The sequence below is a fragment of the Paraburkholderia lacunae genome, assembly GCF_003353175.1.
GTDB classification, from domain to species: Bacteria; Pseudomonadota; Gammaproteobacteria; order Burkholderiales; family Burkholderiaceae; genus Paraburkholderia; species Paraburkholderia lacunae.
Genome location: NZ_QHKS01000030.1, coordinates 56940 through 82831 on the forward strand (window position 1 = coordinate 56940; position 25892 = coordinate 82831).

Here is a 25892-nt window from a genome sequence, read left to right on the forward strand (position 1 = left end):
TCAAATACGGGCTTCAACGTAATCGGTGTCGATGCTGACTGCGTGTGAGGGTTCCAGACCGGCAACGCGCGCGTACAACCTCGCGGCGGTGGCCTTGAAACCGTGCTGCTGATGCTTTGCTCAATGCGTGGAGCCGCGTTCAATCGACGCGTGCTTCAGTGTGAAAAGTGAACCGGGTGCCTTCGTTCAGGTTGCCGTCGGCGCCGCCCACTTCGCGAGCGAGAACGAGCGTCGCATCGGCCGGCACCTCGACCACGCCGCCGACGAAGCGCGCCGCCACCGGCAACTCGCGCCCGCCGCGATCGGCGAGCACCGCCAGTTCGACCGATGCCGGGCGACCGTAGTCGTACAGCTCGTTCAACGCCGCGCGAATCGTGCGGCCGGTGTACAAGACATCGTCGACCAGCACGATGCGGCTCTTGTCCACCGGAAACGGCAGCGAGGTCGGGCTCGCCTGCGAGTGCAGACCTTTTTTCGCGTAGTCGTCGCGATGCAGCGCGACGTTCACCACGCCAAAGCTCGACAGGTGCAGGTCGCGCGCGAGGCGCTCGGCGAGCCATGCGCCGCCGCTGTGGATACCGGCCAGCACGGCGCCGTCCGCGCCGCCGGGTTGGTTGCCGAGCTGGTCACCATAAGCCGCGAGAATCTGTTCGAGCAATGCGCGATAGAGCGCTTCGGCGTCAATGGAACTCATGATCGTCGGGAAGTCCGTCTAGATATTGCTGGAGGATGATGCTGGCGGCTTCAGCGTCGAGCATGTCGGCGCGGCCCTTGCCGGCGCGGATTTCCGCCTTCGCCTCGACCGACGAATAGCGCTCGTCGATCCAGGTCACCGGCAGATTGAAGCGGCCGTTCAGCTGGTTGCCGAAGCGCTTCGCGAGTTGGGTCATCTCGTGCGGCGTGCCGTCCGGGTGCATCGGCAGGCCGACGATCAGCGCGTCCGGCTTCCATTCGGCGATCAGCTTGCCGACTTCCTCGAAACGGTATTCACGGCTGCGGTTCTGCACGATCACGAGCGGCCGCGCGCTGCGTGTGAGCGAATTGCCGACCGCCACGCCGATCCGTTTTTCACCGTAGTCGAACGCAAGCAGCGTCGCCTCACGTCCGGCCGGCAGACTCATGCGTGACCTGCTTCGCCCGACAGCATCGACAGCGAAACGCCGAGCAGCGCGAGCGCCGCTTCGAAACGCTCTTCGGCGGGCACGTCGAAGACGATTTTCGGATCGGCCTCGACCGTAAGCCAGCCGTTCTTCGAAATTTCTTCTTCGAGCTGGCCCGCACCCCAGCCGGCGTGGCCGAGCGTGAGCAGGAAACGTTCCGGGCCGGTGCCGCTCGCGACGGCTTCGAGCACGTCTTTCGAGGTAGTCATTTCCAGCCCGCCGGGCACCGACATCGACGACGTGTAGGTATTGCCGTCTTTCGGATCGTGCAGCACGAAGCCGCGCTCGGTTTGCACCGGGCCGCCGAAATAAACGGGCACATGCAGAAGGGGTTCGATCTCGAGCTTGAGATCGATGCGACTGAAGAGCGCTTCAAGGTCGATATCGGTCGGCCGGTTGATGACGAGGCCGAGCGCGCCGCGCTCACTGTGATCGCAAAGGTAGACCACCGTTCCTGAAAACGTGGGATCGGCCATGTTCGGCATGGCGATCAGGAACTGGTTGGTCAGATTGATGCGATCGGTACTCTTGGACATAGTTCGGATTTTAGCAAAGACGATGCAGGATGGCGGGCTTTGAGCGTGGAACCGCGAGATGTGTCATGAAATGTGCCGGGAGCCATCGACGGCGCTTCAAGTTCCACTCTATCACGCACTCAGACCGTCACCACGGTGTGTGATCGAGGTGTTTTGCGACACGCAGGCGGCGTGTCACCCGTTCTTCGAGCTGCTCCCGGTTCCTGCGTGCGACCTGATGCGCCGGCTGGTGCGTGCCGGCACGCGCTATGCCGGTACGGTTCAGGCGCCGCCCTGCTCGATCGAGCGCGTCAACGCGGCCAGCGCGGCGGCGCTGCCTGGCGGCGCCACGCCCGCGGCCACCTTGTGCAGCATTGCGCGCAAGGCTTCGGCGGTCTGTTCGAGCGCGCGCGCCGCCGGCGCGTCGACGATCACATGCGAACGCACCGCGGGCGTCGACACACCTGCGTGCGCGCGACGGCGCCACGCGAGCCCCAGCGCATCGGCCAGCAGCGCCACGTGGCCGAGGCCCAGCGCGCAGGCGGCGGCGCCGAGCCGGTAGGCGGCGTCGCCGGCTTGCAGCGCTTCGCTCGGATCGGCTTTCTCGGGCTGATCGGCAGCGCGCGCGTGCTCGGTCAAAGCGGAGATCGAGGCATCCGCGGTTTGCAGAAAATCTTCGTAGGCGTGCGCGTTGACGGTCAGCACGCCCAGTTCGCGCGTCGGCATAGCGTGTGCGGAGGTGAACGCCTGGGCCTGCGCGGCGCCCGCTTCCCAAAGCATTTCCGATGCCTGGGTGCCGGCGACGTGCCAATCGACCGTCAAGCCGTAGTCGTGCAGCACTTCGACCTGGTCGGCGTCTTCGGCCGCGGCGCCGAATAATGCGTAGTCGCGCCACAACAGCGCGAGCGTGGCGCGCACCAGCGAGCGCGGCGCGCGCTGGATGCCGCGCGCGTGATCGGCCAGCGCCAGGTTGCAGCGGGCGTAGAAACGCCGCGCGTCGGTGTCGCCGGTGGCGCGGCCGCCGACGCGCAACGCCCTGGCGCAGGCTTTCGCGAGCCGCCAGAAATCGTAGGAATCCGGGCCGGCGAGCTCGGTGAGGCAGGCTTCCAGTTCGTCGAGCGCGGCGTTCGTGGCGGCGAGAGCCGCGCCGCTGCTGTCCGGCTGCGAGCGCAACACCGGCAGCAGCGCGCGCTCATAGCGCGCCCGCAAGTGCGCAAGTTGATCGGCGGATTGGGCATGCAGCGACACCGGCGGCACCGGGCGCGCAGCCAGCGCGAGGTCTTCGAACGCAACCGTGGAACCGGGTGCATGCTGCGACAGATGCGTGCTGAGCGCGCGATAGTGGGCAAACAGCGTTGGCGAACAGGACAGTTCGCGCAGATTGTGACGCTCGAGGGCCGCGCGGAAATCATTCAGCGCCGCGCCGAATGCAGGCCGCGCGCTGTCAGCGTCCGCCGGATTGCCCGATGCCAGCGGCGAGACCAGCACCAGGGCGTCGGCAAAACGCTGCGCGGCGAGCCAGCCGGCTTCACGCAACGCGTGCGACGCGCGCAGCAACGCCGCAGTGCTCTCGCCGTGCTGTTCGAACGCTAGCAGCGCTTCCGCCAGCGCGAGTTCGGCGGGACGGACGGCGCCGCCGCGAGGATTCGGCAATGCATCGAAGGAATCGGGTGCAGCGGATCGAAGAGTCATGGGCAGGCGACACGAAGCTGACGGGCCGTTGCACAACGCCGCGCGCCGACTGATCGGCTAACGCGCGAACCGGCAACAGAACAATGACAGACTACCGCTGCGACACAGCGCAATCGAGGACGTTTCGCGTCGGCATGTGGGGCGAAACGGCTTGGGCACACACGGCTTGCGCGCGTTGAATGCATTCGATCCGGCCGACGCTGCCGCATGTGCGGCACAGCTTCCGCCGGCCACTGCCGACGGCCCTCCCGATCTCAGATCTGGACCATCTCGAAGTCTTCTTTGCGCGCCCCGCATTCCGGGCACGTCCAGTTGATCGGCACGTCCTCCCAGCGCGTGCCCGGCGCAATGCCTTCGTCCGGCAAACCGGCTTCTTCGTCGTAAATCCAGCCGCAAATCAGGCACATCCAGCTTTGATATTCCATTCTTGTGTCGCGTCGTAAAGTCCGTTGAAACGGGAGCCATGATGGTACCGTGTTGCCGCCCCAATGCCTAGCAATCAGAAACGCGCCCAATCGCAGCGTGCGGCGGCTTTGGCCATGCCGGCTGGGTCGGCTTGCGCGGCGGTTGCGGCGCCTTGCCGCTCTTTGGGCGCGGCCTCGCGTGCTGCCTGCATGAGCCCACTGGGCCGAGGATGCGAAAAAACGCCTCCGCGACGGTTTAGGCCGCATAATTGAGCCGATTGCGCACCGGTTGCGCCTAAAACCGGTTGCGCCTAAATACACGCTCCTTTTAGTCAATTTTCATGCCCAGCGACACGCCTCCGATCGTCCTCACCTTCGGCCTTTCCGATCCCACCGGCGGCTCCGGCCTGCAAGCCGACCTGATGACACTCGCCAGCATGGGGTGTCACGGCGTCAGTGTGCTCACGGGCTATACGGTGCGCGACTCGGCCAGTTGCGACGAAGTCACCGGGCTCGATCCGGAAGTCGTCGCGACCCAGGCGCGGATGCTGCTCGAAGACATGCCGATCGCCGCGTTCAAGGTCGGCGCGTGCACGCGCGCGGAAGTGGTGAGCGCGATCGCCGAGGTGGTCGCCGATTACGACGACGTCCCACTGATTCTCGCGCCCGACTTCACGCTCGACGACGAACATGTGCTCGCCGCCGACGAACTGCGCGAAGCGATCGCCGATCTGCTCGCGCCGCAAACCACGCTGCTGGTCGCCGACCATGCCACCCTGCTCGCCCTCGCTCAACCGGATGGCGACGCCGAGGCACCGAGCCTCGACGCAGCGATTTCACATCTGCTGTCGCAAGGCTGCGAATACATTCTGTCGACGGAGACCGGCACGCACCGGCACGTCAATACGCTGTACAGCGAAGACGGCCAATTGCGTCAGGACATGTGGGACCGCGGCAGTCATCGCATCATGGGTTTGACCGATACGCTGGGCGCGGCGATTGCCGCGTTGCTGGCCAACGGCCAGGACCCGGCGGAAGCGGTTCGCGAAGCGCAGGAGTATCTGTATCAGGCGGTGCGCAGCGCGTTCCGTCCGGGCATGGGCGCGTATCTGCCGGATCGGTTCTTCTGGGCGCGCAGCAGCGACGACGAAACGCCGCCGACGGCCGGCAAGGACGCAACGTCGGGCGAAGCGCGGCATTGATTGGCCTGACCGGGCAAAGTGCGGCCGCTTCACGGCTCGCACTTCACTTCAGACTTTAGCGACGAGACTCGTCGCGCATGGACCGCCTCGTGTACACACGGGGCGGTCGTGACATCCGCCCTAGCCGTGGCGCCCGGACCCGCCTGCGCGGTCCACCTTTCCTGCGCGTGCCTCGCTTCGACCGCAACCACGCCACGACGCTGAGTTAGCCACGCCCGGCAGCGCCGCCTGGGCGCCCTGACGAACAACGAGGGCATAAAAAAACCCGCATTTCTGCGGGTTTTTTCTTTTGGGAAGCACGCCTCGCGACGCGCTCCCCCATGTGGTTCCAACCGAGCCTCGAACGAGGCCCAACTGAAATTACATGTCCATGCCCATGCCGCCCATGCCGCCGGGCATACCGCCGCCCATCGGAGCATCTTCCTTCGGCAGTTCGCACACAGCTGCGTCGGTCGTCAGCAGGAGACCTGCCACCGATGCTGCGTTTTGCAGCGCCGTGCGCGTCACCTTCGTCGGGTCCACGACACCTGCGTCAACCAGGTCGACGTACTCGCCGGTTGCTGCGTTGTAGCCGAAGTTGCCTTGGCCAGCAGCAACAGCTGCCACCACGACGCTGGCTTCTTCGCCGCCGTTCGTGACGATCTGGCGCAGCGGCTCTTCCATTGCGCGCAGCACGATCTTGATACCTGCGTCCTGATCGGCGTTAGCGCCCTTCAGGCCGGCGATCGCCGTACGTGCACGGATCAGCGCGACGCCGCCGCCAGCAACGATGCCTTCTTCCACAGCTGCGCGCGTTGCGTGCAGTGCGTCTTCGACACGCGCCTTCTTTTCCTTCATTTCGACTTCGGTCGCAGCACCGACCTTGATCACTGCAACGCCGCCTGCCAGCTTGGCAACGCGCTCTTGCAGCTTTTCACGGTCGTAGTCCGACGTAGCTTCTTCGATTTGCGTGCGAACTTGCTTCACACGTGCTTCGATGTTTGCAGCTTCGCCAGCGCCGTCGATGATCGTGGTGTTTTCCTTGGCCACTTCGATGCGCTTCGCTTGACCCAGTTCAGCCAGCGTTGCCTTTTCGAGCGTCAGGCCGGTTTCTTCAGCGATGACTTGACCGCCGGTCAGGATCGCGATGTCTTCCAGCATGGCCTTACGGCGATCGCCGAAGCCCGGAGCCTTCACAGCAACCGTCTTCAGGATGCCGCGGATGTTGTTCACGACCAGCGTAGCCAGCGCTTCGCCTTCGACGTCTTCTGCGATGATCAGCAGCGGACGGCCAGCCTTGGCGACTTGTTCCAGCACCGGCAGCAGATCGCGGATGTTCGACACCTTCTTGTCGTGCAGCAGCACGAACGGGTTGTCGAGCACGGCAACTTGCTTGTCCGGGTTGTTGATGAAGTACGGCGACAGGTAGCCGCGGTCGAATTGCATACCTTCGACAACGTCCAGCTCGTCTTGCAGCGACTTGCCGTCTTCAACCGTGATGACGCCTTCCTTGCCGACCTTGTCCATCGCTTCAGCGATACGGTCGCCGATCGACGAATCGCTGTTCGCCGAGATCGCGCCGACTTGAGCGATTTCCTTGTTGGTCGTGCACGGCTTGCTGATCTTGCGCAGTTCTTCGATCGCTGCGAACACAGCCTTGTCGATACCGCGCTTCAGGTCCATCGGGTTCATGCCCGATGCGACGTACTTCATGCCTTCGCGGACGATCGACTGAGCCAGAACCGTTGCGGTCGTGGTGCCGTCGCCTGCGTTGTCGCTGGTCTTGGAAGCGACTTCCTTGACCATTTGCGCGCCCATGTTCTGGAGCTTGTCTTTCAGTTCGATCTCTTTCGCGACCGAAACACCATCCTTGGTGACCGTCGGGCCGCCGAAGCTGCGTTCCAGGACAACGTTGCGGCCCTTCGGACCCAGCGTGACCTTCACAGCGTTCGCGAGGATGTTCACGCCTTCAACCATCTTGGCACGGGCGGAATCACCGAATACGACGTCTTTAGCTGCCATCTTCTAACTCCTTGAATTCTTGGGATATAACCTGGGAAGTAGCGACTTGCGCTTACTTCTGCACCACAGCCATGATGTCTTCTTCGCGCATGACCAGCAGTTCGTTGCCGTCGACCTTGACGGTCTGGCCTGCGTACTTGCCGAACAGGACGCGGTCACCCACCTTCACGTCGAGCGCGATTTGCGCGCCCTTGTCGTCACGCTTGCCCGGGCCGACTGCCAGGATTTCGCCTTGATCCGGCTTTTCCGCTGCGGCTTCGGGGATCACGATGCCCGACGCAGTCTTGGTTTCCTGGTCAAGACGCTTGACGATCACGCGATCATGCAAAGGACGAAGGTTCATACATACTCCTCTCTTGATTGAGACTGAAGAACGCTGAGAAAACCCGGTTGGCAGAGCCAACCGGCGATGTTGTTAGCACTCTCGTGCAGCGAGTGCTAATTATATGGACGGGTGGTGACAAATTCAAGAAGGGATATGGGGCCGGTTGTCGAGATTCGCTTAACTTTGAACTTTGTTCGTTTAAGTCTGAACCTTGCACCGCAGCAAAACCCTAGCGAGCTGGAATAATTCCCTTTCAAAACAGCGTTCTACCCGCACGCTCTTGTCACCATCAAACTGGACATCAATCACTCGCGAACAGGCTGATCGACGACCAAATTCCCCGAATTTTCTTTGCAATCGTCCATCCAGGGAAATCCCTTAATCCACTGGCAACCGAGAATATTTCGCACCAACTTGGACACGATGGCCGCGTGGCTGGTGGAAGAGACGAGAACTCTATGCTAGCGAAGGCAACGGCGCGCAAGCCAACTGGTCAGAACGCGTTCAACTTGGCGCCCTGCCGGAGAAAGTCGCACTAGACCTTGGCGAATTGACACCTTTCGCGGGCTCTACATCGCTGGCAAAGCTGTTCACAGACGGCCGGCGCCTAGGCTATCGGTCGCAGGATCGGGGAAGCTTGTGAAAGCGATTTAACGACGATCCCTAAAGCATTCTCAACGGGCAACCGGCACAAACCGCTGTCGAGAACGAAGTCGGGAACTGAGAGATGACCCTTTGGGACTTCAGCGATGCTTCTTGGAACCTCGGACGGGCGGTATCGCGGCGCGCCACATGTCTGTTTTGCCAATTCCCACTGCAAAGACCGCCTCAGGAGTACCGCGAATAAGAGGAGAGCAATCTCGAAGTCGAGGTAACGCCACTTTTCCGCCCACAACCGACCCGCGCTTGCTTGCCGTCGCAGCAACGGAAATCACTCCTCGGACTTCGCTTTTAACATCGTGGATGGAATGCCCGCGCTCAGTCGTGGGACGCAGTGCGGCCAACAGCGTGCATTCCTGTTGATTATTCTGCGGACGTTTGAAGGTCGGCTCCACACCGACAACGGACGGTGACGTTCCACGTTGCAAGAAATTCACGTCGACCGAGCGCCGTTGCGTCTGCGAGGAGACAAACCGAGATCCCTCCTTCTATCGGATCTTGATGACGACCTTACCTTTTGCACGTCCCGTTTCGACGTAAACCAAAGCCTCTCGGGTTGACTCGAATGGGAAAACCCGATCGATCACAGGCCTTATTGCACCTGCCTCGATGAGCTTGGCGATCTGGCTTAGCTGGTCTCCATCGGCACGCATAAAAAGGAATGAATAGCTGACGTCATGACGTCTCGCCGCCTTTCGGATGCGATGGCTTAGAAAGCGCACCGCCGTTTTCAGGAACCAGGATGCCCCCATCTGTTTAGCAAATTCAGGATCGGGTGGACCGGCGATCCCGATGAGCTTCCCACCCGCCTTGAGCACTCGCAGTGATCTTTCGAGCGTCTTTCCGCCCTGCGTATCCAGCACCAGGTCGCAGTCTTTCAGCACGGCGGCAAAGTCGTCTTTCTTGTAATCGATGACGATATCCGCGCCAAGTTGCTTCATCAATCCGGCATTCGCGGCGCTCGCTGTCGTCGCGACGGTCGCGCCCATATGCTTGGCCAGTTGAATGGCAAAGGTGCCAACGCCACCGGAGCCGGCATGTATCAGTACCTTTTGCCCTTTCTTCACTTGCGCTTTTTCGACCAGCGCTTGCCAGGCGGTCAAGCCCACCAGCGGGATTGATGCCGCTTCTTCCATAGTGAGTGTTTTGGGCTTGAGGGCTACACCGTCTTCCTTGACCGCGATGAATTCCGCGAAGGTGCCGATCCGATCTTTGTGCGGTCGCGCATAGACCTCATCGCCCGGCTTGAACCGCCGCACGCGCGATCCGACGCGGACAACAACTCCGGCCAGATCATTGCCCAAAATCAGCGGCAAACGATAGGGCAAAATGAGCTTGAACTCTCCATCCCTGATCTTTGAATCGAGCGGGTTCACGCCAGCGGCGTGAATCTGGATCAATACGTCGTCCTCACGCAGCGCCGGAACCGGCATGTCGCCGGCCCGTACGTCATTCTTGCGTCCATATCGATCGACGACGAATGCCTTCATCATGGTTCGTTGTTCCTTGCCAGTTTCACGTTGCGTTAAGTAATTCTGTCTACGTTGTGAGCCGCAGATCTTTGCGAATGCCGGCGTCTACCACGCCCGAGGGCGCAAATCTGCGTAGCAATCGCAGACGGCTGGCGAGTCCGCCGGCTGTATAGCGGAGTTTCGGGCGAGCCGCGAGAGCGGCCTGCAGCACGGTCTCGGCCACAATCTCGGGACCGTCAGCACCCTCGACCACCTCCTTCACTCGTTTATCCACAGCCGAGCGTACTTCGCGGTACGCGTCGAGGGGAGCGTCCGGCGCCATGAAGTTCGCGTCGAAAGGCGTCTTGATGTAGGCAGGCTCAATGACCGATACCCGGATGCCCATCGTACGTAACTCATGATCGAGCGACTCCGAATAGCCTGCCACCGCATGCTTGGTGGCGGAATACAGCGCCATATAGGGCATCGGTAAGAAACCCAGCACGGAGCCGATGTTGATGATGCGGCCGCGACCTTGTTGTCGCATATGGGGCAGCACGGCACGCGTCATGCGGACGATCCCGAAGAAGTTCGTATCGAAGATCGCACGGGCCTGGTCAAGCGAACTCTCTTCTGCGGCGGCGGGGGCGACCCCGACGCCGGCGTTGTTTACCAGGAGATCGATGCGGCCGTGTAGGCGCAGCACCTCCTTGACGGCTGTTTCGACTGATTCGTCGCTAGTCACGTCCAGCGGCAACATCTCGAACCTCCGCTGGCCCGCTAACGCACCGCGCCGGCTAGTGCCGTAGACCTTGTATCCGGCTTCCGCAAGGCGGGTTGCCGTGGCTTCGCCGATGCCTGAAGAGGCACCTGTAACAAGCGCTATTCCGGTTTTCATGATGTCCTTCGGGGAGTGAGAAATGGTCTTCAGGTCTTTGGTCGAGCATTCATCTTGCCTAAGATATGATGATCATCATATTTTTTGTCCAGCAAAAACGCACGCCGGATACGCGCAGTTACTCCTCAGTGGGTGCGAATTTTTTCAATGCGGCTTCAAGAAAACTGTCCGACAGCTTGGGGTCGTCGACGGCGCGTGCCAGCACCATAGTGCCGACCATGGTGGCAACGATCATAAGTGCCTGTTCATGCGAGCCGGTTTGCCCCCAATCGGGCAATTGACGCGCAACGACATCGATCATCTCCTTGATGCGGCGGGTGGCCGCGCGCCGCACGACCGGCGCCTGGCGCGGCATCTCCGAGCCAAGGGCGGAGACCGGGCAGCCAGTCTCTATGGCTTCACGATGCTCCTTCGACAGATAGGCGCGCACCATCGACGGCAATGCCTGCTCCGGCGGCACAGACGCTGCGATTTGCTCCGATAGGGCGACCGCCTCAGAGCCTGCGCGATCGGCAGCTTCGGCAAGCAGCGCCTCGCGCGATGGAAAGTGCGCATAGAAGCCACCATGAGTCAGGCCGGCCTCCTTCATGATGTCGGCCACGCCCGTCCCGTCATAGCCGCTGCGCCGAATCGCGCGCGCGGCAACCTCGACGATGCGCTCGTGTGTGATTTCCTTGCGGCTGGCGGGTTTCCGATTGATCGATGACTTTAGCATGATGGCCATCATATACCACTTCGGCGCTATGTGCAGAACGGTGCAATCTCGATGCAGATCAGGCCTCCACTAGGCAGCGTCACGCGCAAGTCGCGTCAAGATACTGAGCCCGAGCTCGGTGTTTCATGTCCGTGGTCTTGGCGGGTATGGCCATCGCGCGCTTCCTGGCTAACATCCGCAAGGACAGGCACTGACGGTTCCTCGTTGGGCTTACCCTGGCGTGGCCGCTTTACCTCGGGCCAGCTTGAGACGTTCGAGGGTAACCCGCGAATCGTTGACACCGTGACTTAAAGATCAAACGTGTCGAAAGGCGTCCTCGGACGCGGAATGTCACGAAGCCTCCAACATGAGTTGGTCAGTTAACCGAAGCGCCATGCACTCCGGTCAACAGTATGTGGTTCCGGAGTTATGCGATGCCGGCACCGAGTGCCGGAAACACATCGGTGAACAGCAAAGTGATCAGCTGTTGTCCGGCCGGGGTGGACCAGTCCTGCGCGATTTCCGCCATGAGCGTATTGGTGGCCGTGAGCACCACGCCCGCATCGTGCATTCGTTGACGCGAAAACTCTTCGGAAAGATGGCTGGGCGACCCCGAAGCATCCATCACTGCCTGCACGGCAAAGCCTTCGAGCGCAGCGTCGATTGCCGGGAAGATGAGGCAAACATCGGTGGTTACGCCTGCCATGATCAGGTTCTTGCGCCCCGTGGCGAGCACCGCATTGCGGAAGTCGGGATAGGCCCAGGCGTTGACGACGCCAGGGCGCTTGACCCGCGCAGCGTGCGCTTCGGGCAGGATCGCGGCGATTTCCGGAAGAATCGGGCCTTGAGCGCGCTCTTCCTGACTGGACGTGATCACTACCGGCAGATTGAGGATTTTCGCCATCTTGGCCAGCGCAATCGACTGCTTTGCTGCGAACTCCCGGTCGATATTCTTGATCAGTTGCATCGTGCCGACCTGATGGTCGATCAGCAGCAAGGCGGTGTTGTCGGCAGTGAATCGTTCAACCTTCATGATGTAGCTCCTGAGTAGTGATGGGGCGTACGCCCCGGAGTGCGTGGCGGCCGCTTACAGCCTTCCCATCTCGCCACGCTGATAAGCGGCGGTTGCCGCCATCAGGCTCTCCTCGCTCGCAAAAGCCATAGGGCCGTTTGAAAGCACGGGTTGGCGCAGTGGCGCGCCGATGAACACGGCAACCTTGGCTCCACCAGAAGCGGCCGTGAGCGTGTGCTTCGTCGCGTCGGTCGCAGTCGGCAGGATCGGGGCACCGAGGTCGTCGAGGCCAAAGCCTTCGCCATTGAGCTCCGCGCGGCCGTTGATAGGCATGAAGAAGGCGCGCTCGCCCGTGGCCACTGGCAGCGTCAGTTCGGCGCCGGCCTCCAGCGTGATGTCCAGCAAGGTGACCTCGGTCGGCGGTGTCAGCGGGGAGTGCACGCCGTCAAAACTGCCCAGAGGGACGCGGACGCGGACCCCGGGGCGCTGCACCACTGGCACGTCCTGCGGGGCAAGGCTCAGTGCGAACGGCGCCGCGGTCTGCTGTTCGCGAGGCAGGTTGACGAATATTTGCAGAAGGTGGGTGGTACTTCCCGGCACCGCGGGATTTTCTTCATGGACCACGCCGCGCCCTGCAGCGGTCCAATGCAGGCCACCCGGCTCGATCAGCGTGCTGTTGCCCAGCGAATCCCGGTTGGCAATGCCCGTCTCCGAGTCGAGGAACAGGTAGGTCACAGCAGAGAAGCCAGCGTGCGGATGCGGTGGGAAGGTCGGCGCACTCATCCAGGCATGGTCGATGCCCATGAAGGGATCGAGTTGCAAGGGATCGGAACCATTCAGGCGGTACGCGTGAAAATGGCTTCCCCGGTTGGCGCGCTGCATGCGGGCGATAGCTGTTGACATGGCTCATGTCCTTAGACGTTACCGGCTGCACTCAGCGCGGGGTAATCGATATAGCCCTGTGCGCCAGGTGTGTAGAAGGTGTTCTTGTCCGGGGCGTTGAGGGGTGCACCCAGACGGAACCGCTCCGGAAGGTCCGGATTGGCGAGGAATGCGCCGCCGAAGACCGTAGCGTCAGCGCGCCCCTCGGCCAGCATGTTTTCAGCCGCGGCTTGGTCAAGTCCACCGCCGACCAGATACGCGCCATCGAAACGCGGTCGCAACAGTGCGTGGTAATCGACACCGGTTCCGAATAGGGCGACGTGCAGATAGGCAAGATTGCGGCCGCGGAGGTGTTCGACGAGGTACGTGTAGGTTTCCTGCGGCGCGGCGTCGGAGATGTCGTTGAAGTTCATTTCCGGCGAGATCTTGATGCCGACCCGATCGCCACCAGCCTCTGCCACCATCGCGTCCAGCACTTCAAGAACGAAGCGGGCGCGGTTCGCAACGGAGCCGCCATATTCATCCTCGCGCTGATTGCTGCCGGACGAGAGGAACTGTTCAGGCAGATAGCCCGAAGCGGCATGCAACTCAACGCCATCGAAACCCGCATCGAGGGCGTGACGCGTCGCCCTGCGGTACTCGTCAACGACACCGGCGATCTCATTCAGGCGCAGCGCTCGCGGCGTAACGAATTCTTCCATACCGTTGCCGGTCCAGGTCTGTCCCGCCGGCTTGATGGCCGACGGTGCCACCGGCAGCGCGCCATCCGGTTGCAGCGACGGGTGCGAGATGCGCCCGCTGTGCATCAGTTGCATGAAGATACGTCCTCCGCGGGCATGCACGGCTTCAGTCACCCGCTTCCATGCGGCCAGCTGGGAAGCACTATGAATGCCGGGCGTACGCACGTATCCCTTACCAGTCGCAGACGGAAACACGCCTTCAGTGATGATCAGACCTGCGCTGCTGCGCTGGGCGTAGTAGGTGACGACGACGTCGTCAGGAACGCCCGCGTCATCTGCGCGCGAGCGGGTCATAGGGGCCATGACCATTCGGTTTGGGACGGACAGGCTGCCAATGCGGACGGGGGTGAAAAGCTGACTCATGTTGTGCTCCTATGCGGTGATGTGCTCATCAGATAGGGGCATCATCCGGCAAACCGTGTGTGGGATAAAGGTGGCAAAATGGAAATCATTGAGCCATTTATGGAGCAGTTAGGTGGAGTTTCTGAACGACATGGCGTTGTTCGTCGAGGTGGTCAAGGCAAAGAGCTTTCGACGCGCGGCCGAGGCAATCGGAGTGCCAAACTCGACGCTCTCACGCCGGATCAATGCGCTCGAGAAGGCAATCGGATTGCGCCTCCTGCATCGGACCACGCGCAAGATCGAGCTGACTGAAGCAGGCCAGCTCTATTTCGAACGCTCGAGACGCATCGTGGACGAGGCGCGGCTTGTGCACGAGCAACTCGGCGAGATGCTGGCCCAGCCAGTTGGCGTTTTACATGCCTCTTTGCCGGTGGATTTTGCGAATATCTTCCTCGCGCCACTGCTCGCCGAATTTGCACGCCGCTATCCCGGCATCACCTTCGATTTCGATCTGACGCCGCGCCGCGTCGATCTGGTCGCCGAGCCGTTCGATATCGCGATCCGCATGGGCGAGCCGCCGAGTTCGAATTTGATTGCGCGAGAGCTTGCCCGTTTGCCGCGGCATCTCTATGCATCGCCTCGTTATATCGAACGCTTTGGCGAGCCCCGTGAGCCGGCCCATCTCATGGAGCACGAGTGCGTGCGTCTGAGCCCGGCGGAGGTCAACGGGTGGACCCTTCACAGGGAAAAGGAAACGGTCGAGATCGCTGTCGGCGGCCGGTTCCTGCTGAACAGCGTCGGCATGATCCGGCGACTGGCGACACTCGATTTTGGGATCGCTGTACTGGCGGAGGAAATCGCAGCCGATGACGTTGCAGCTGGCATGTTGCGTCGGGTGATGCCGGCGTGGCAAGCCCCGTCGATTCCCGTCTATGCCATCACCGAAACACGGTTGTTACCAGCGAAGACACAGCGCTTTATTGAATTTCTGCGAGAGCACCTGGGGGGAGTAGTGCCTATCAGCAAGCTTCGAAATTGAAGTGCGCCCATTCTTGGAATCGTGCTCGTCCGGACGCCGCTCTCCAACAATGTTCGCAGCAAGACCACTTGCGCGTCCGCTATGGAGTGCCGCGAATGCCCCGCATGGGGCGCCTGCTGCCGATCGCCGTCGGGCTGCGTTCGGTCAGGAAGGGACGTTCGACATTGCTGCCGAAATTGTCGACAATCGACGCGCCGACGAGCAGGAATGCATTTCTCAACGCTATCGACCACGTTCAGACGCTCAGTCGATGAGCGTGGGGTCGCCCATCGACCAGGCTATACCGCCGCTGCGGTCCATCGTCTTGATCAAGGCCATGTCCTCGTCATCGATCGAGAACCCGAAGAGATCGAGGCTCTGACGCATCCGCTCTGGGTTCATGCTCTTCGGTAGCACGGCAAACCCATTCTGGACACCCCAGCGCATGAGCTCTTCATAGACTGACGCCGTATCAACGTGACGGTACCCGTTCGCCACTGCGGCACTGACTGCCGCGGCTACGGCATCTGGTGATATCAGGTAAGTGCCGAACCCGACGGCGGGAATTCGTATATCGGCATTGATTGGAAATCCCGACCGATCTTCGTCTCGCGCTGCAATAAGCACCGCTCGCGACGCAATCCGCAGGGTTCGTCGCATGCTCCTCGAAAACAGTCCATGCGCCGCACAAACTGCAGCCATCGAGTCCGCTCGTCCTGCCGGGAGAGCCAGCATGCCTGCCATCATCGCCGCCCATATCGCCACTGCAACTCTTTCTGTCATACTCGGAACAGCCGTGCTTCTGGCCGAAAAGGGGACGCCGCGCCACAAGTGGCTCGGTCGACTCTGGGCAGTGACGATGTTCGCTACTGCGCTCAGTTCGTTCGACATCCGGGAACTGAACCCGGGACATTTTTCCTGGGTGCACGCACTGTCGTTGCTCACAATCGTCAGCGTCGGGCGCGCGATCTGGGCGATCCGGCAAGGCAACGTGCGTGGTCACCAGCTCGCGATGCGCGGGTCGTTCATCGGTCTCGTCATCGCCGGTATCGCCGCAGTGGCTACACCGCACCGCCTGCTGAATCTCATTGTGACGGGATGGATCGCATGATTCGTGGCAGTAACGCCAAACTCTTCGATGCGTCCGCCGGGTTACCCGTCCCGGCACAACAACTGCTGGCCGAATATGCGCGCGAAGCCGTGCTCGTCGTCATCGGCAACGCATTGATTGCGGCGGGCCTGACCGCGGTCGGCATGGGGAAAGGCCTTGGCGAAAACCTCGTCTTCAGCGAGGCGATCGGGCTGTCGATCATGCTGCTGCTCCACGTCGGCCGCTTTCGTCTTCAGCGGAAGAACGCACTCACCGCGCCAAGGCTTGCCGTCGTGATGGTTGGCGCAATCATCGCTGGCGCCGCGATCGGACGGGTGATCGCGAGCGCCCTGCTGGGCCTCGACATCGGCAAGACGTTCGCCCCCAAAGACCTCGCCACGACGGGCTGGATCGCGCTGGTCGCGACGCTGCTGGTGACCTGGTATGGCTGGTCGCGAGCCCGGATCGCCGGTCTGAGCGAACAGGTGGCCCGAACTGCATGGCTGCAGGAAGCCGCCGAAAAAACCGCGTTGCGCGCTCGCTTGCAGGCATTGCAGGCGCAGATCGAACCACACTTTCTCTTCAACACGCTGGCGACCCTGGATAGCCTGATCGTGTCCGATCCACCGCGCGCACGCGAACTGCTCGGGAGCCTCAACCGCTTTTTGCGGGCAACGCTGGAAGCGTCGCGGGCCGAAAGCGAGACGCTCGCGGATCAGTTTGCGGTGCTGGATTCGATGCTTGCCGTGCACGCAATACGCCTCGGCCCGAGACTCGCCTATGCGCTCGATCTCCCTGCCGATTGCGCGAACTTCGCGGTGCCGCCGATGATGCTTCAGCCGCTCGTCGAAAACGCACTGAAGCATGGTGTTCAGGTTACGGTGACAGGTGGGCGGATCGAGGTGAGAGCAAAGCGCGGCGAACAGCACGTCGAGCTCATCGTCGCCGACACGGGGCCAGGCTTCGGTGCGACGCCGGCGACGCAGGGCACGGGCATCGGACTGGCGAACGTGCGGGACCGCCTTGCAGCACTCTATGGCGAGCGCGCTTCACTGACGCTCGTCGAGAACGTGCCGCAAGGTACCATCGCGAAAATCCTGCTTCCGGTGGACAATGCCCGTCATCCGCAAGAGAGTGTGAGGCCATGAAGATCCGCCAGCCCGGCCCTGCGGCACAGAACGATAGCGGCAAGACCTTTTCGCCGGAGGTGTCTCACGCGCCGACCGCGCTGATCGCCGAGGACGAACCGCTCATCGCAGCCGCGCTTCAGCGGGAGCTGACGGCGGCCTGGCCGGAGTTGCAGATTCTCGCGACGGTCGGTAACGGCCAGCTTGCCATCGAGCGCATCGTCGCCTTGCAGCCGGACGTCGCGTTCCTCGACATTTCAATGCCGGGCTTGACCGGTCTCGACGTTGCGCGCGCGTGCACGAAGCTCGCGGCGCCGCCGCAGATCGTGTTCGTGACCGCCTACGATCAATACGCGTTGGACGCGTTCGATGCCGCCGCGATCGACTATCTTCTGAAGCCCGTCGATGCCACGCGGCTCGCGCGCACGATCGACAGGTTACGCGTTCAGCTTGCGCGCGCGCCAACGGATGCGATGCCGCGTGCCCAGATGCAGGCTCATCTGCAACGACTGCTCTACCAGCTGGAGCAGATCACGCGCAGCGCCCAGTTGGAGAATCGCGCGCAGGACAGCGGCCGCAGCGCGCCGCTACGCTATCTGCGCGCATCCAGCGGGAGCGACATCAGGATAGTGCCGGTGGAAGAGGTGCTGTATTTCGAGGCTGCCGACAAGTATGTCGTCGTCACGACGCGTACGGGCGAACTGCTGATCCGCACGAGCCTCAAGGAGTTGTGTGCGCAACTGGACCCGGCGCGCTTCTGGCAGGTGCACCGAAGCACCGTGGTGAACGTCGACCAGGTGGAGAGCGCATCCGTCAGCACGCTAGGGAAAATGTCGCTGAAGCTGCGCGGCCACAATGGCGCGATCGCAGTGAGCAAACAATACGCACACATCTTCCGGCAGATGTGAAGCGGCACTTGCGGAGCGAATTGCTTCGCCGCAGTTACGTCGGAAAGGTCGTAATTGCGATAAGGCCGACTATCGCAACAGCAGCGTTGTTTCCGCGCGCGCGTCCGCAGGTGCGCCGACCTTCTCGAATGGGCGAGCGGCAACGAATGACGGTTACCGGGCAATGCGAGAGGCGTTTGACGACCCACTCCCGCCGCTGGCCTCTGTCGACCTCAAGGGCAATTTATGGAGCAACAGCGGTCGTCCGGACTTCCATACTGGCCCGGCAAATGCCACGACGGTGCGAACGCTTCGGGGAGTGCTAGCGAAATGCCAGACACCCGGTGGAACGGCCGTTGTGGAACACGCAACTGGAGCCCTGCCTGCCAACGCCCTTACCTGACGACTAGAGATTGCGCCGTTGAGCAAATGGACAATCCGGCCCGGGCGAATCAGGCACGACAATGCGTTCGAGCCCTGGACATACCGACACGGATAATCTTGGCACGCTTTAGTGCGTGAGAAAGACCAACTGGACCACACACGTGGGCGGCTTTCCTACCCCCTCGCGCAGACGTAGACGCGTAGCGGGTCTCTACCCATGCAGTTCGGCGGGTTTCCCTCTTGTTCCTGCTTTCGACTCTGACAAAAATGTGTTCAGGATTGCGGATACTCCGCATCGCGCACACGCCATTCAATTCATGAGCATCAGAACCACCTAGGCTGGGACCATACGCTGACGCCCCTATTGACCGTGGCTCCAGGTGAAACTGTCGAGTTCTTTCCGGTCGACGCCCCGGGGGGCTGAGGCCAACAGGAGCGACCCACATGTCCCGAACCTTAAGTGCTCAGGCGACGGCTGCCCCTAAGCCTGGTCTTGCAGCCAATCCCGCGGGTCGCCTGTCATTGGTGATGCAGGGAGCGTTGTTCACTTCGGTACTGGCCGCCTCGTCGGTTCTGCTAGTCGCCTGCGGTGGCGATAACGATTCGGGGTCGGCGACGCAGGCACGATTCCAATCGACGGCTGTCAGTGTAAGCGAAGGCAGTCGAGCCGGCACCAGCGGCAACCCGGCATCTGAGCCAACCAAGACCATCAGCGCAACCGGCATCTCGATCTCGGCGCAGCCGCAAAGCATTGCCGTAACCTCCGGCCAGACAGCGACCTTCTCCGTGACCGCGTCGGGCAACGGGCCGCTGATGTATCAATGGCAGATCGACGACGTCAAGATCGCTGGTGCCACGAGTTCGAAGTACACCACAGGCGCTCTATCTATCGGTGATACGGACTCGGTCTTTTCGGTCGTCGTCAGCGACGGGACGGGCAAAGTCACCAGCGCCGGTGCCAAACTCAGCGTCAGGCCGCCGGAGACGGGTGTGACGGCCCCCAGCATCACGTCGCAGCCGCGCCGCCAGTCGGTGCTCGCCGGACAGGCCGCGACCTTCTTCGTGGCGGTCGAGAGCAGCCAGACGCCCACCTACCAGTGGCGCCGCAACGGGGTTGCGATTCCAGCGGCCATTGGCGCCAGTTACACGACGCCGCCGGTCGCGCCCACCGACAACGGCGCCAGATACAGCGTCGAGGTCCGTAGCGGCGCGGGCTCGACAACGAGCGCCGATGCGCTGTTGAGCGTGACGCCTGCAGCCACCACATCCGGGTAGTTTGGGCCGTCGCGACCGCGTCATCGGTGCAGCGTGGCGGGTTTCGATGGTGAATCGACATGATGTCGGGACGGAGGGCAGCGGCCTAGGAGCATCAATCAAGCCAGCAGTGTTTGCGGTCCGTGGGCGTAATTCGTGATGCCCGGAACTCTTGATCGCGACCACGTATTCACGATGATCCGATTTCTATTAATTTCCAAGGAAATGCCATGCTTACTAGACCTCTAGTTCTTGCATCCGCGGCTGCACTCTTCGCATTGGCTGCGCCCATGGCGCAGGCTGCGCCAGCCGTGGTCATCAACCCGGCCGGCGGCTGCGGTCTGGCTGACGGCAACGGAAGCTTCGTCTTCACGACCGATACCAAGGCCATTGTCACGCAGAGCAACAACAGCAATTCAATGTTTCAATGCCAGGCGAATGTGCCACCGTCCGCATCGGGCTCGGCAGCGCGATTTGACTTTGCATCAACGGGAGCCTTGTGCGGCCTCTACACTTCCACTGGTTTACAAGTTACCGACCAATGGCATGAAACTGTTGCGGCCAGCGGGCAGGCCACGCTGATCTGCCTTCTCACCGGAAAGCCATAAGACTCGCACATGCGATCCAATCTAGATGCCCCGGGGGATTGAAGGTGAAGGTCCCGGAGCCCGGCCGTGAGTCGCTGGCAAAAGTCGAATGGCGGCTTCCGCGTGCGGAAGCGACTGCTGAGTGTCCATCCCTGCGTGCGCCTGATTGACCGAAAGTGGCCGCGTGCTGCCTCATGCAAAGGGCATACGCGATGTGAACCGCGCTAGTCTGTGATCGGCAGCACGCGACCCATCACCACCCCTCGGCTAACTACAACGAACACTCGAACCTGGAAGAATTTCAGCCACTCACGGCCGAGATTCGCAAATTTAGACGAGAAGTCAGCCGTTGCGTGTTGCCGCGTTGGCGTTCACAGACTTCATGTCAAGCGGGCGCGATGCCTGGCGCTGGCCGGGGCAGCAGTTTTGCGTTCGATCCGCCGGACACTTGAATTAATACCACCACCCATTTTGTCCAAAGACTTTCAAACAAGCAGTTTGGGGTCAAGTTTGGTTTGGCCGTGTCGTTATTATATTAAAAATACAATTTGTCAGAATCTCAAAAAATCAAATTCTGAGGGAATTCACTGTGCCATCTCTGAAAAATCTTAGGGTGTTGACCCAGCTGATGCTGGGCTTCTCTGCTGTGATCGCTCTGCTGATCGGTCTGGGTGCGTTGAGCCTCTTCGAGGTGAGCGCTGAAAACAATCATGTGGCGCAGCTACGTGACAACTGGTTACCTTCCGTACGCAGCAGCCTGCAGATGCAGTCCGGCCTCCGCGCGATTCGCCTCGCCGAATTCCGGGCCGCCTCGTCCCTGACGCCCGCCCAAGCCCAAGAAGCGGAAACCCGGATCGAGGCGGGCTTCGCAGACTACCGGCGTCCCGCGGCCGAATACGAGAAGCTCATCACCGAGCCGGAGGAGAAAGCCGCCTACGCAGACATTCAGAGACTCATGCCGCAGTACCTGGACCTCGATCAGCAACTCCGGGCCCTGGTGAAAGAGAGCAAGCAGGCCGACGCGATAGACCTGTTGCGAGGTCAGTTGGGTGAGATTCGCGGGGCCATGGAAAAAGACATCAAGACGATCGTCGACGTCAACGTCGCGGGGGCGGCCCGGGAAGGCGAGGCGGCAGACCGTGCGTATTCGCATGCTGTTGCCCTGGTGGTCGGACTGATCGTCATCGCAACGGTAATTGCACTGGCGTTGGCGCTGGTCATTGCGCGCGGTCTGGCACGGCAGCTTGGGGGGGAGCCATGCGACGCGGCGGCACTCGCCAGCGACATCGCGGACGGCAACCTGCTCACGGTGGTCCGGTTGAAGGCGGGCGATCGCGGCAGCCTGATGTTCTCACTGGGTGCCATGAAAGACCAGTTGACCAGAATCGTGCGGGGCATCCAGACCTCCAGCGAGTCGATCTCAGTTGCTGCCGGCGAAATCGCCCAGGGCAACACCGATCTGTCCCAGCGCACCGAAGAGCAGGCGGCGTCTCTGGAGGAAACCGCCTCCAGCATGGAAGAGCTGACCAGCACGGTCCGTCATAACGCGAATAACGCAAGACAGGCAACCACGCTGGCCAGCGCAGCGTCGGGCATCGCACGGCGCGGCGGCGAAGTGGTCGGGCGTGTCGTCGACACGATGCAAGAGATCTCTGGCAGCTCAGCCAAAATGTCCGAGATCATCAACGTGATCGAGGGCATCGCGTTCCAGACCAACATCCTGGCGCTCAACGCAGCGGTCGAGGCGGCCCGCGCCGGCGAACAGGGTCGGGGATTTGCCGTCGTGGCCGGAGAGGTCCGCACGCTCGCCCAACGCAGCGCCACTGCGGCCAAGGAAATCAAGGACCTGATCAGCGAGTCGGTGAATCGGGTGGACGCCGGCTCGAAGCTCGTCGAGGAAGCTGGCACCACAATCAGCGAAATCGTCGAGTCAGTGAAGCGCGTGACCGATATTGTGGGCGAAATCTCGTCGGCGTCGGAAGAACAGAGCGCCGGCATCGAGCAGGTGAACCAGGCGGTCAGCCAGATGGACCAGGTGACCCAGCAGAACGCCGCGCTCGTCGAAGAAGCCGCGGCCGCTACGCAGTCGATGTCCCAGCAGGCCCGGGAGTTGCGTGAGGCCGTGGCCGTCTTCAGGATTGAAGATACGGGGCCATCCGCGTCACGCATGGTCGCCCCGCGGAACGAATCGCGTCGGCCCGCACCGACAGTTCGCACGCCCCCTCGTGCAACGTCGACAAAGACAAGGACGACGCCAGCCATGACCGCAGACAGGGACGCCGCGGCCGCGACAGATACCGGTGCTGAGCACTGGCAGACATTCTGAGCGAATCTGAAAAATGGACAATGCAAACGAGGTTCTGGGAAAGATGGCCGGGCTTGTGACCGCCAACACGAAGACCATGAGCATGCTTGGCGCACGGGCCATGGTGCTGGGTGCTTTTTTTGACGCGGCCCTGCCGCACCTCTCGACGTCGCAGCGCGCCGAGGTCGCCCGGTCGTTTCGCCAGGGCGTTGAAGACGCCATGGCGCAGATGGACGATGTGGCGTTGCCCGCCGAGTATCACTCGGTGCTGCTTGGGCTCACCAATACCATCCTCGCCGCACTGGGTCGGGAAACTGCAACGCGTCAATAGCCTGAACCTCGGCACAGCGTGATGCGCGTCACGGCGCTCGCCAGCCAAAACCGGCGTTTGCGTAAGCCATGATGTGTGAGATACCGCGACCAGCCGGTGGGGATCTTGCGCTTAACCCTCTCTCAGGTTCTGGCACGACCTTCGGAATAGCCAGAACCTTTAGCCGACCTTAACCGGTCGGCTCTTTTTTGGGTCGGATCGTATGGGATCAGCGCCCGTTGAAGGACCGCATCTGGCCGATTCCTGACTATCATTCCAGGCTCAACAGGACGTCGTAACCGTGGCGTGAAACAGGGTGGCCAAAGGAGTCCATGGACGATGAGCGAGCGGTCGGTGGTGAAGCTTCCCCGGTCTAATCAGGCCTTTCGCCAACCCGAACCGACGTAGCGGACCATGCCGCCTGCACTTCTGCAATCAGTGCTGCCGAGCGCCCATCGTAACGCGGCGAAAAGTGGAACGGTACCACCGCCCGAGCGCCGATCCGGCGCGCGATCAGACCGGCCTGGCGGGCCGTCAGGTGATTCTTGCGCAGGCCATGGGCCTTGTCCTCGTCAAGAAAAACGCTCTCGATAAACAACAGGTCCACGTCGTGCATCAACTCCGACAGGGTCTCTGCGTTCGGTTCCGTATAGCGCAAGTCCGTTACGTAGCCAATGCGCTGTCCAGGAACGATGTCGACGATCAGGTGACGCAGTTCGCCGACCTGCCGAGTCATGGCGTGCTCGCCATGACGGTCGCGCCACTGTACCTGAATGGTCGCCTCGTCAGGAGCACCGGTCAGCACCGCATGTTTCAGTTCGCGCAGCCATGCACCCGTCGACACCCCCGGTGCCGCGAGCCGGTCCTTCGCGACCTTGACGCGGGCCTTCTCCTCGAGCACGTACGCAACGCACGGGATGTCATGATCGACAAACCGGCCGCGCACGCGAAAGGTTGCTTCGTTGTGCACCACGTCGTCAGATCGTTCAAAGGATGGGCTGGCTTCGCGGGCGAACCGTCTCCGGCTTGAAAAGAGTGCGCGCTGCCCGCTACCGTCCACTCCGATTTCGCGCGCGTCGATCACCAGCTCGACGTCGTAACGATGCACCACGTTCCAGGCATAGGCGCTCAGCTTGTGTTCGATTTGTGTAAGAAAGTTGGGTCCGCCAAACATCACGATGCCAGCCTTGCGCCCGAGCATCACGCGCAGGAGACGATCGAAGCCGGAATAATGGTCCATGTGCGTATGGGTAACAAACACATGTGACAAACGCATCAGGTGGCGGGGCAACAACCTGGAGATATCGCCAAGATCGAAAAGGAGGGCACGCCGTTCTTCGCAAAAGTCTACGTATAGACCTGGGTCGCCAAACGCGTCATTGACAAGCCATGGTTTGAAAAGGGCGTGCATGAATCTGTCAGGGCGGCGTACGAATGGCTGTTGTGGATGAACGCAGTATGGATATTCTTTCTGCGATGGCAAAAATCAGAACCGTCCGGAGCCTCAGTCCGGGCTCGTAAAGACCGTCAATACACCGGTGTAGCCGTAAAGGTGATTCCTTGCAATCTCGCCGCCGGCGAAGAATCCCACCAGCGGTACGTCGCCTAAGGCATTTCGCACCGTCTGCAACTCCGCATGCCGCGCTCCGAAGTGCGGCCCGCCCCGTCCCGAGCAACTGACATACAGGGCGCCCGACATGTGCCCCGCCGTGCCGCTTTCCAGTTCCGCGCGGATTTCCGTTGCAATGCGCACCAGATCGACCCGGGCAGCCTCGGGGTTGCGCGTGCAAAAGGCCAGATGCATGCCGGGCTCGACCCGATCCGCAATCGCCAGGACCCGGTGCTGGGTATCCACGCCCACCAGGTGCCGCACGAGTGTATCCGCGCCGAACTTTCCAGGCCATTTCGGCACGTCCTCGGCGCCGGTGCTCAAGCCCGCCAGGGTGGTAGACAGCGCCTGCGACAACGCATCGATTGGCAGATCCCGGTCGAGTCCAAGATCTTGCAACACGCAATCGAGTGCGGGCTTGCCGTCCAGTGTGCTCACCAGATTGTGTTGGGCCTGGGTGATGGTGCGCACCGGCCCGATGGGCTGGCAGCCCTGCGTCACGCGTGAGATCAGGCTGACCTCGGGGCCGAAGAGCACGCCGGACATTCCCCCGGTGAACACGCCATCCGCCATGTGCAGCGGACGGTTTCGCGCCGAGGATAGGCCGCCGAAGAGATAACCCGTGGTCGTGCGGGCGCTCAGTTCCTGCAGCAATTCTTGCACGTCCGGCGTGCTGCCCTCGGCATGGACCAGCGCGGTGTGGGCCACAAACCCGGAGGATGTCGCAGGCAGTGGCTGCAGGCCGGAGAATAGCCGGAACGATTCCCGTGGCAGCGGCGCGACCATCAGCACCAGGGCCGGTTCGTCAATGTATTCGATGCCGCTGGCGGCCACACCGACACCGACCGTACCGACCCAGGCGACGCCTGGCTGACCCCGGTGCAGTTCGTCGAGGATCGCCTCGGACGCGGGTGCGTAATAGTCGCTCACGTAACACCAGCCAAGCGTGAACGGAGCGGATTCATCAAGCTGCGCCGCACGGGCCGCAATTTGGGTTTGAATTTGCCTCTGGCACTCGGACAGGGCCACCCGCCAATCGGCGTGGGCGGCGTGAGCGTGGACAAACGAAGCGCGGGACATGGCCCAACCCTATCGAAGACAACAATAAGTTGGACCTCCGCTGGCAAGGCATGTTCAGCCGGCCGTTGAGAAACCCGCGCTCAGACCGGCCGCCAGCGCTTGCGGTTCATGAGTACAACCCGTGATGTCCGCGACCGGCGCTTGCCGGTAGAGTCGAGATGTGGCGCGGTAGCGGTAGGTTCGGTTTGTCTGTTGCCGCCCCTTTCGTCTGGCGGTGCCCGAGTAACCTCACCCTAACCCCGTTTCCACACCCCGCTCATCGA

General features: G+C 61.8%; 25 protein-coding genes. 9 read left to right on the plus strand and 16 right to left on the minus strand.

Annotated elements, in window-relative coordinates:
- Window positions 1–139: 139 nt before the first annotated feature.
- The 5 genes from pyrR to DLM46_RS32085 form a co-directional block, all read right to left on the minus strand.
- Window positions 140–694 carry a bifunctional pyr operon transcriptional regulator/uracil phosphoribosyltransferase PyrR gene (gene pyrR / locus DLM46_RS32065; RefSeq protein ID WP_115107618.1) on the minus strand — a complete coding sequence of 185 codons (555 nt, stop codon included), beginning with the start codon at window positions 692–694 and terminating at the stop codon, window positions 140–142.
- On the minus strand, window positions 681–1121 hold the full coding sequence (gene ruvX / locus DLM46_RS32070; protein ID WP_115107620.1) for a Holliday junction resolvase RuvX: 441 nt from the start codon (window positions 1119–1121) through the stop codon (window positions 681–683). The genes pyrR and ruvX overlap by 14 nt, the downstream gene beginning before the upstream one ends.
- The gene (locus tag DLM46_RS32075; protein ID WP_029971036.1) at window positions 1118–1696 is read right to left on the minus strand and encodes a YqgE/AlgH family protein; all 579 of its coding nucleotides are present in this window, start codon (window positions 1694–1696) and stop codon (window positions 1118–1120) included. The genes ruvX and DLM46_RS32075 overlap by 4 nt, the downstream gene beginning before the upstream one ends.
- Before the next feature lie 261 nt (window positions 1697–1957).
- A complete protein-coding gene (locus DLM46_RS32080; RefSeq protein WP_115107622.1) occupies window positions 1958–3367 on the minus strand; it encodes a FimL-related protein in 1410 nt (469 codons plus the stop codon).
- 254 nt (window positions 3368–3621) lie between these two features.
- A complete protein-coding gene (locus DLM46_RS32085) occupies window positions 3622–3792 on the minus strand; it encodes a rubredoxin (protein WP_006047743.1) in 171 nt (56 codons plus the stop codon).
- A gap of 320 nt (window positions 3793–4112) precedes the next feature.
- Between DLM46_RS32085 and DLM46_RS32090 the strand changes: the two genes are divergently transcribed.
- Window positions 4113–4973, plus strand: a complete 861-nt coding sequence (locus DLM46_RS32090; protein ID WP_115107624.1) for a hydroxymethylpyrimidine/phosphomethylpyrimidine kinase — start codon at window positions 4113–4115, stop codon at window positions 4971–4973.
- 360 nt (window positions 4974–5333) lie between these two features.
- On the opposite strand, the gene groL is transcribed toward DLM46_RS32090, so the two are convergent.
- The 8 genes from groL to DLM46_RS32130 all read right to left on the minus strand — a co-directional run bounded on the left by groL (window position 5334) and on the right by DLM46_RS32130 (window position 13999).
- Window positions 5334–6974: a chaperonin GroEL gene (groL, locus tag DLM46_RS32095; RefSeq protein WP_115107627.1), complete on the minus strand. Its 1641-nt coding sequence runs from the start codon at window positions 6972–6974 to the stop codon at window positions 5334–5336.
- A gap of 52 nt (window positions 6975–7026) precedes the next feature.
- The gene (gene groES / locus DLM46_RS32100; RefSeq protein WP_007178996.1) at window positions 7027–7317 is read right to left on the minus strand and encodes a co-chaperone GroES; all 291 of its coding nucleotides are present in this window, start codon (window positions 7315–7317) and stop codon (window positions 7027–7029) included.
- Between the two features lie 1130 nt (window positions 7318–8447).
- Entirely contained in the window at window positions 8448–9449 is a 1002-nt protein-coding gene (locus DLM46_RS32105) for an NADP-dependent oxidoreductase (protein WP_115107663.1), read from the minus strand.
- A gap of 49 nt (window positions 9450–9498) precedes the next feature.
- A complete protein-coding gene (locus DLM46_RS32110) occupies window positions 9499–10308 on the minus strand; it encodes an oxidoreductase (RefSeq protein WP_115107629.1) in 810 nt (269 codons plus the stop codon).
- 118 nt (window positions 10309–10426) lie between these two features.
- Window positions 10427–11035, minus strand: a complete 609-nt coding sequence (locus DLM46_RS32115; RefSeq protein WP_115107632.1) for a TetR/AcrR family transcriptional regulator — start codon at window positions 11033–11035, stop codon at window positions 10427–10429.
- Window positions 11036–11429: 394 nt separating this feature from the next.
- A complete protein-coding gene (locus tag DLM46_RS32120; protein ID WP_115107634.1) occupies window positions 11430–12035 on the minus strand; it encodes an isochorismatase family protein in 606 nt (201 codons plus the stop codon).
- 54 nt (window positions 12036–12089) lie between these two features.
- The gene (locus DLM46_RS32125) at window positions 12090–12917 is read right to left on the minus strand and encodes a pirin family protein (protein ID WP_115107637.1); all 828 of its coding nucleotides are present in this window, start codon (window positions 12915–12917) and stop codon (window positions 12090–12092) included.
- 11 nt (window positions 12918–12928) lie between these two features.
- On the minus strand, window positions 12929–13999 hold the full coding sequence (locus DLM46_RS32130) for an alkene reductase (RefSeq protein WP_115107640.1): 1071 nt from the start codon (window positions 13997–13999) through the stop codon (window positions 12929–12931).
- A 112-nt stretch (window positions 14000–14111) separates the two neighbouring features.
- On the opposite strand from DLM46_RS32130, the gene DLM46_RS32135 reads away from it, so the two are divergent.
- Window positions 14112–15017, plus strand: a complete 906-nt coding sequence (locus tag DLM46_RS32135; RefSeq protein WP_115107643.1) for a LysR family transcriptional regulator — start codon at window positions 14112–14114, stop codon at window positions 15015–15017.
- A 243-nt stretch (window positions 15018–15260) separates the two neighbouring features.
- Here the strand turns inward: DLM46_RS32135 and DLM46_RS39930 are convergent, their stop codons facing one another.
- A complete protein-coding gene (locus DLM46_RS39930) occupies window positions 15261–15656 on the minus strand; it encodes a hypothetical protein (protein WP_208866362.1) in 396 nt (131 codons plus the stop codon).
- Between the two features lie 73 nt (window positions 15657–15729).
- Between DLM46_RS39930 and DLM46_RS32145 the strand changes: the two genes are divergently transcribed.
- The 7 genes from DLM46_RS32145 (at window position 15730) to DLM46_RS32180 (ending at window position 22961) form a co-directional block, all read left to right on the plus strand.
- Window positions 15730–16107 carry a DUF2306 domain-containing protein gene (locus tag DLM46_RS32145; protein ID WP_208866363.1) on the plus strand — a complete coding sequence of 126 codons (378 nt, stop codon included), beginning with the start codon at window positions 15730–15732 and terminating at the stop codon, window positions 16105–16107.
- Entirely contained in the window at window positions 16104–17234 is a 1131-nt protein-coding gene (locus tag DLM46_RS32150; RefSeq protein WP_165848092.1) for a sensor histidine kinase, read from the plus strand. The genes DLM46_RS32145 and DLM46_RS32150 overlap by 4 nt, the downstream gene beginning before the upstream one ends.
- Window positions 17231–18121, plus strand: a complete 891-nt coding sequence (locus tag DLM46_RS32155) for a LytR/AlgR family response regulator transcription factor (RefSeq protein WP_115107650.1) — start codon at window positions 17231–17233, stop codon at window positions 18119–18121. The genes DLM46_RS32150 and DLM46_RS32155 overlap by 4 nt, the downstream gene beginning before the upstream one ends.
- An 807-nt stretch (window positions 18122–18928) precedes the next feature.
- Window positions 18929–19759: an immunoglobulin domain-containing protein gene (locus tag DLM46_RS32165; protein WP_133300401.1), complete on the plus strand. Its 831-nt coding sequence runs from the start codon at window positions 18929–18931 to the stop codon at window positions 19757–19759.
- Between the two features lie 209 nt (window positions 19760–19968).
- Window positions 19969–20346 carry a hypothetical protein gene (locus DLM46_RS32170; RefSeq protein ID WP_133300402.1) on the plus strand — a complete coding sequence of 126 codons (378 nt, stop codon included), beginning with the start codon at window positions 19969–19971 and terminating at the stop codon, window positions 20344–20346.
- 592 nt (window positions 20347–20938) lie between these two features.
- Entirely contained in the window at window positions 20939–22651 is a 1713-nt protein-coding gene (locus DLM46_RS32175; protein ID WP_279635245.1) for a methyl-accepting chemotaxis protein, read from the plus strand.
- Between the two features lie 13 nt (window positions 22652–22664).
- On the plus strand, window positions 22665–22961 hold the full coding sequence (locus DLM46_RS32180; protein ID WP_115107658.1) for a hypothetical protein: 297 nt from the start codon (window positions 22665–22667) through the stop codon (window positions 22959–22961).
- Between the two features lie 352 nt (window positions 22962–23313).
- Here the strand turns inward: DLM46_RS32180 and DLM46_RS32185 are convergent, their stop codons facing one another.
- Together DLM46_RS32185 and DLM46_RS32190 are read right to left on the minus strand one after the other, a co-directional pair.
- A complete protein-coding gene (locus DLM46_RS32185; RefSeq protein ID WP_115107659.1) occupies window positions 23314–24351 on the minus strand; it encodes a ribonuclease Z in 1038 nt (345 codons plus the stop codon).
- A 93-nt stretch (window positions 24352–24444) separates the two neighbouring features.
- Window positions 24445–25629, minus strand: coding sequence for an FIST signal transduction protein (locus DLM46_RS32190; protein ID WP_115107660.1), 1185 nt, complete (start codon window positions 25627–25629; stop codon window positions 24445–24447).
- Between the last annotated feature and the right edge of the window lie 263 nt (window positions 25630–25892).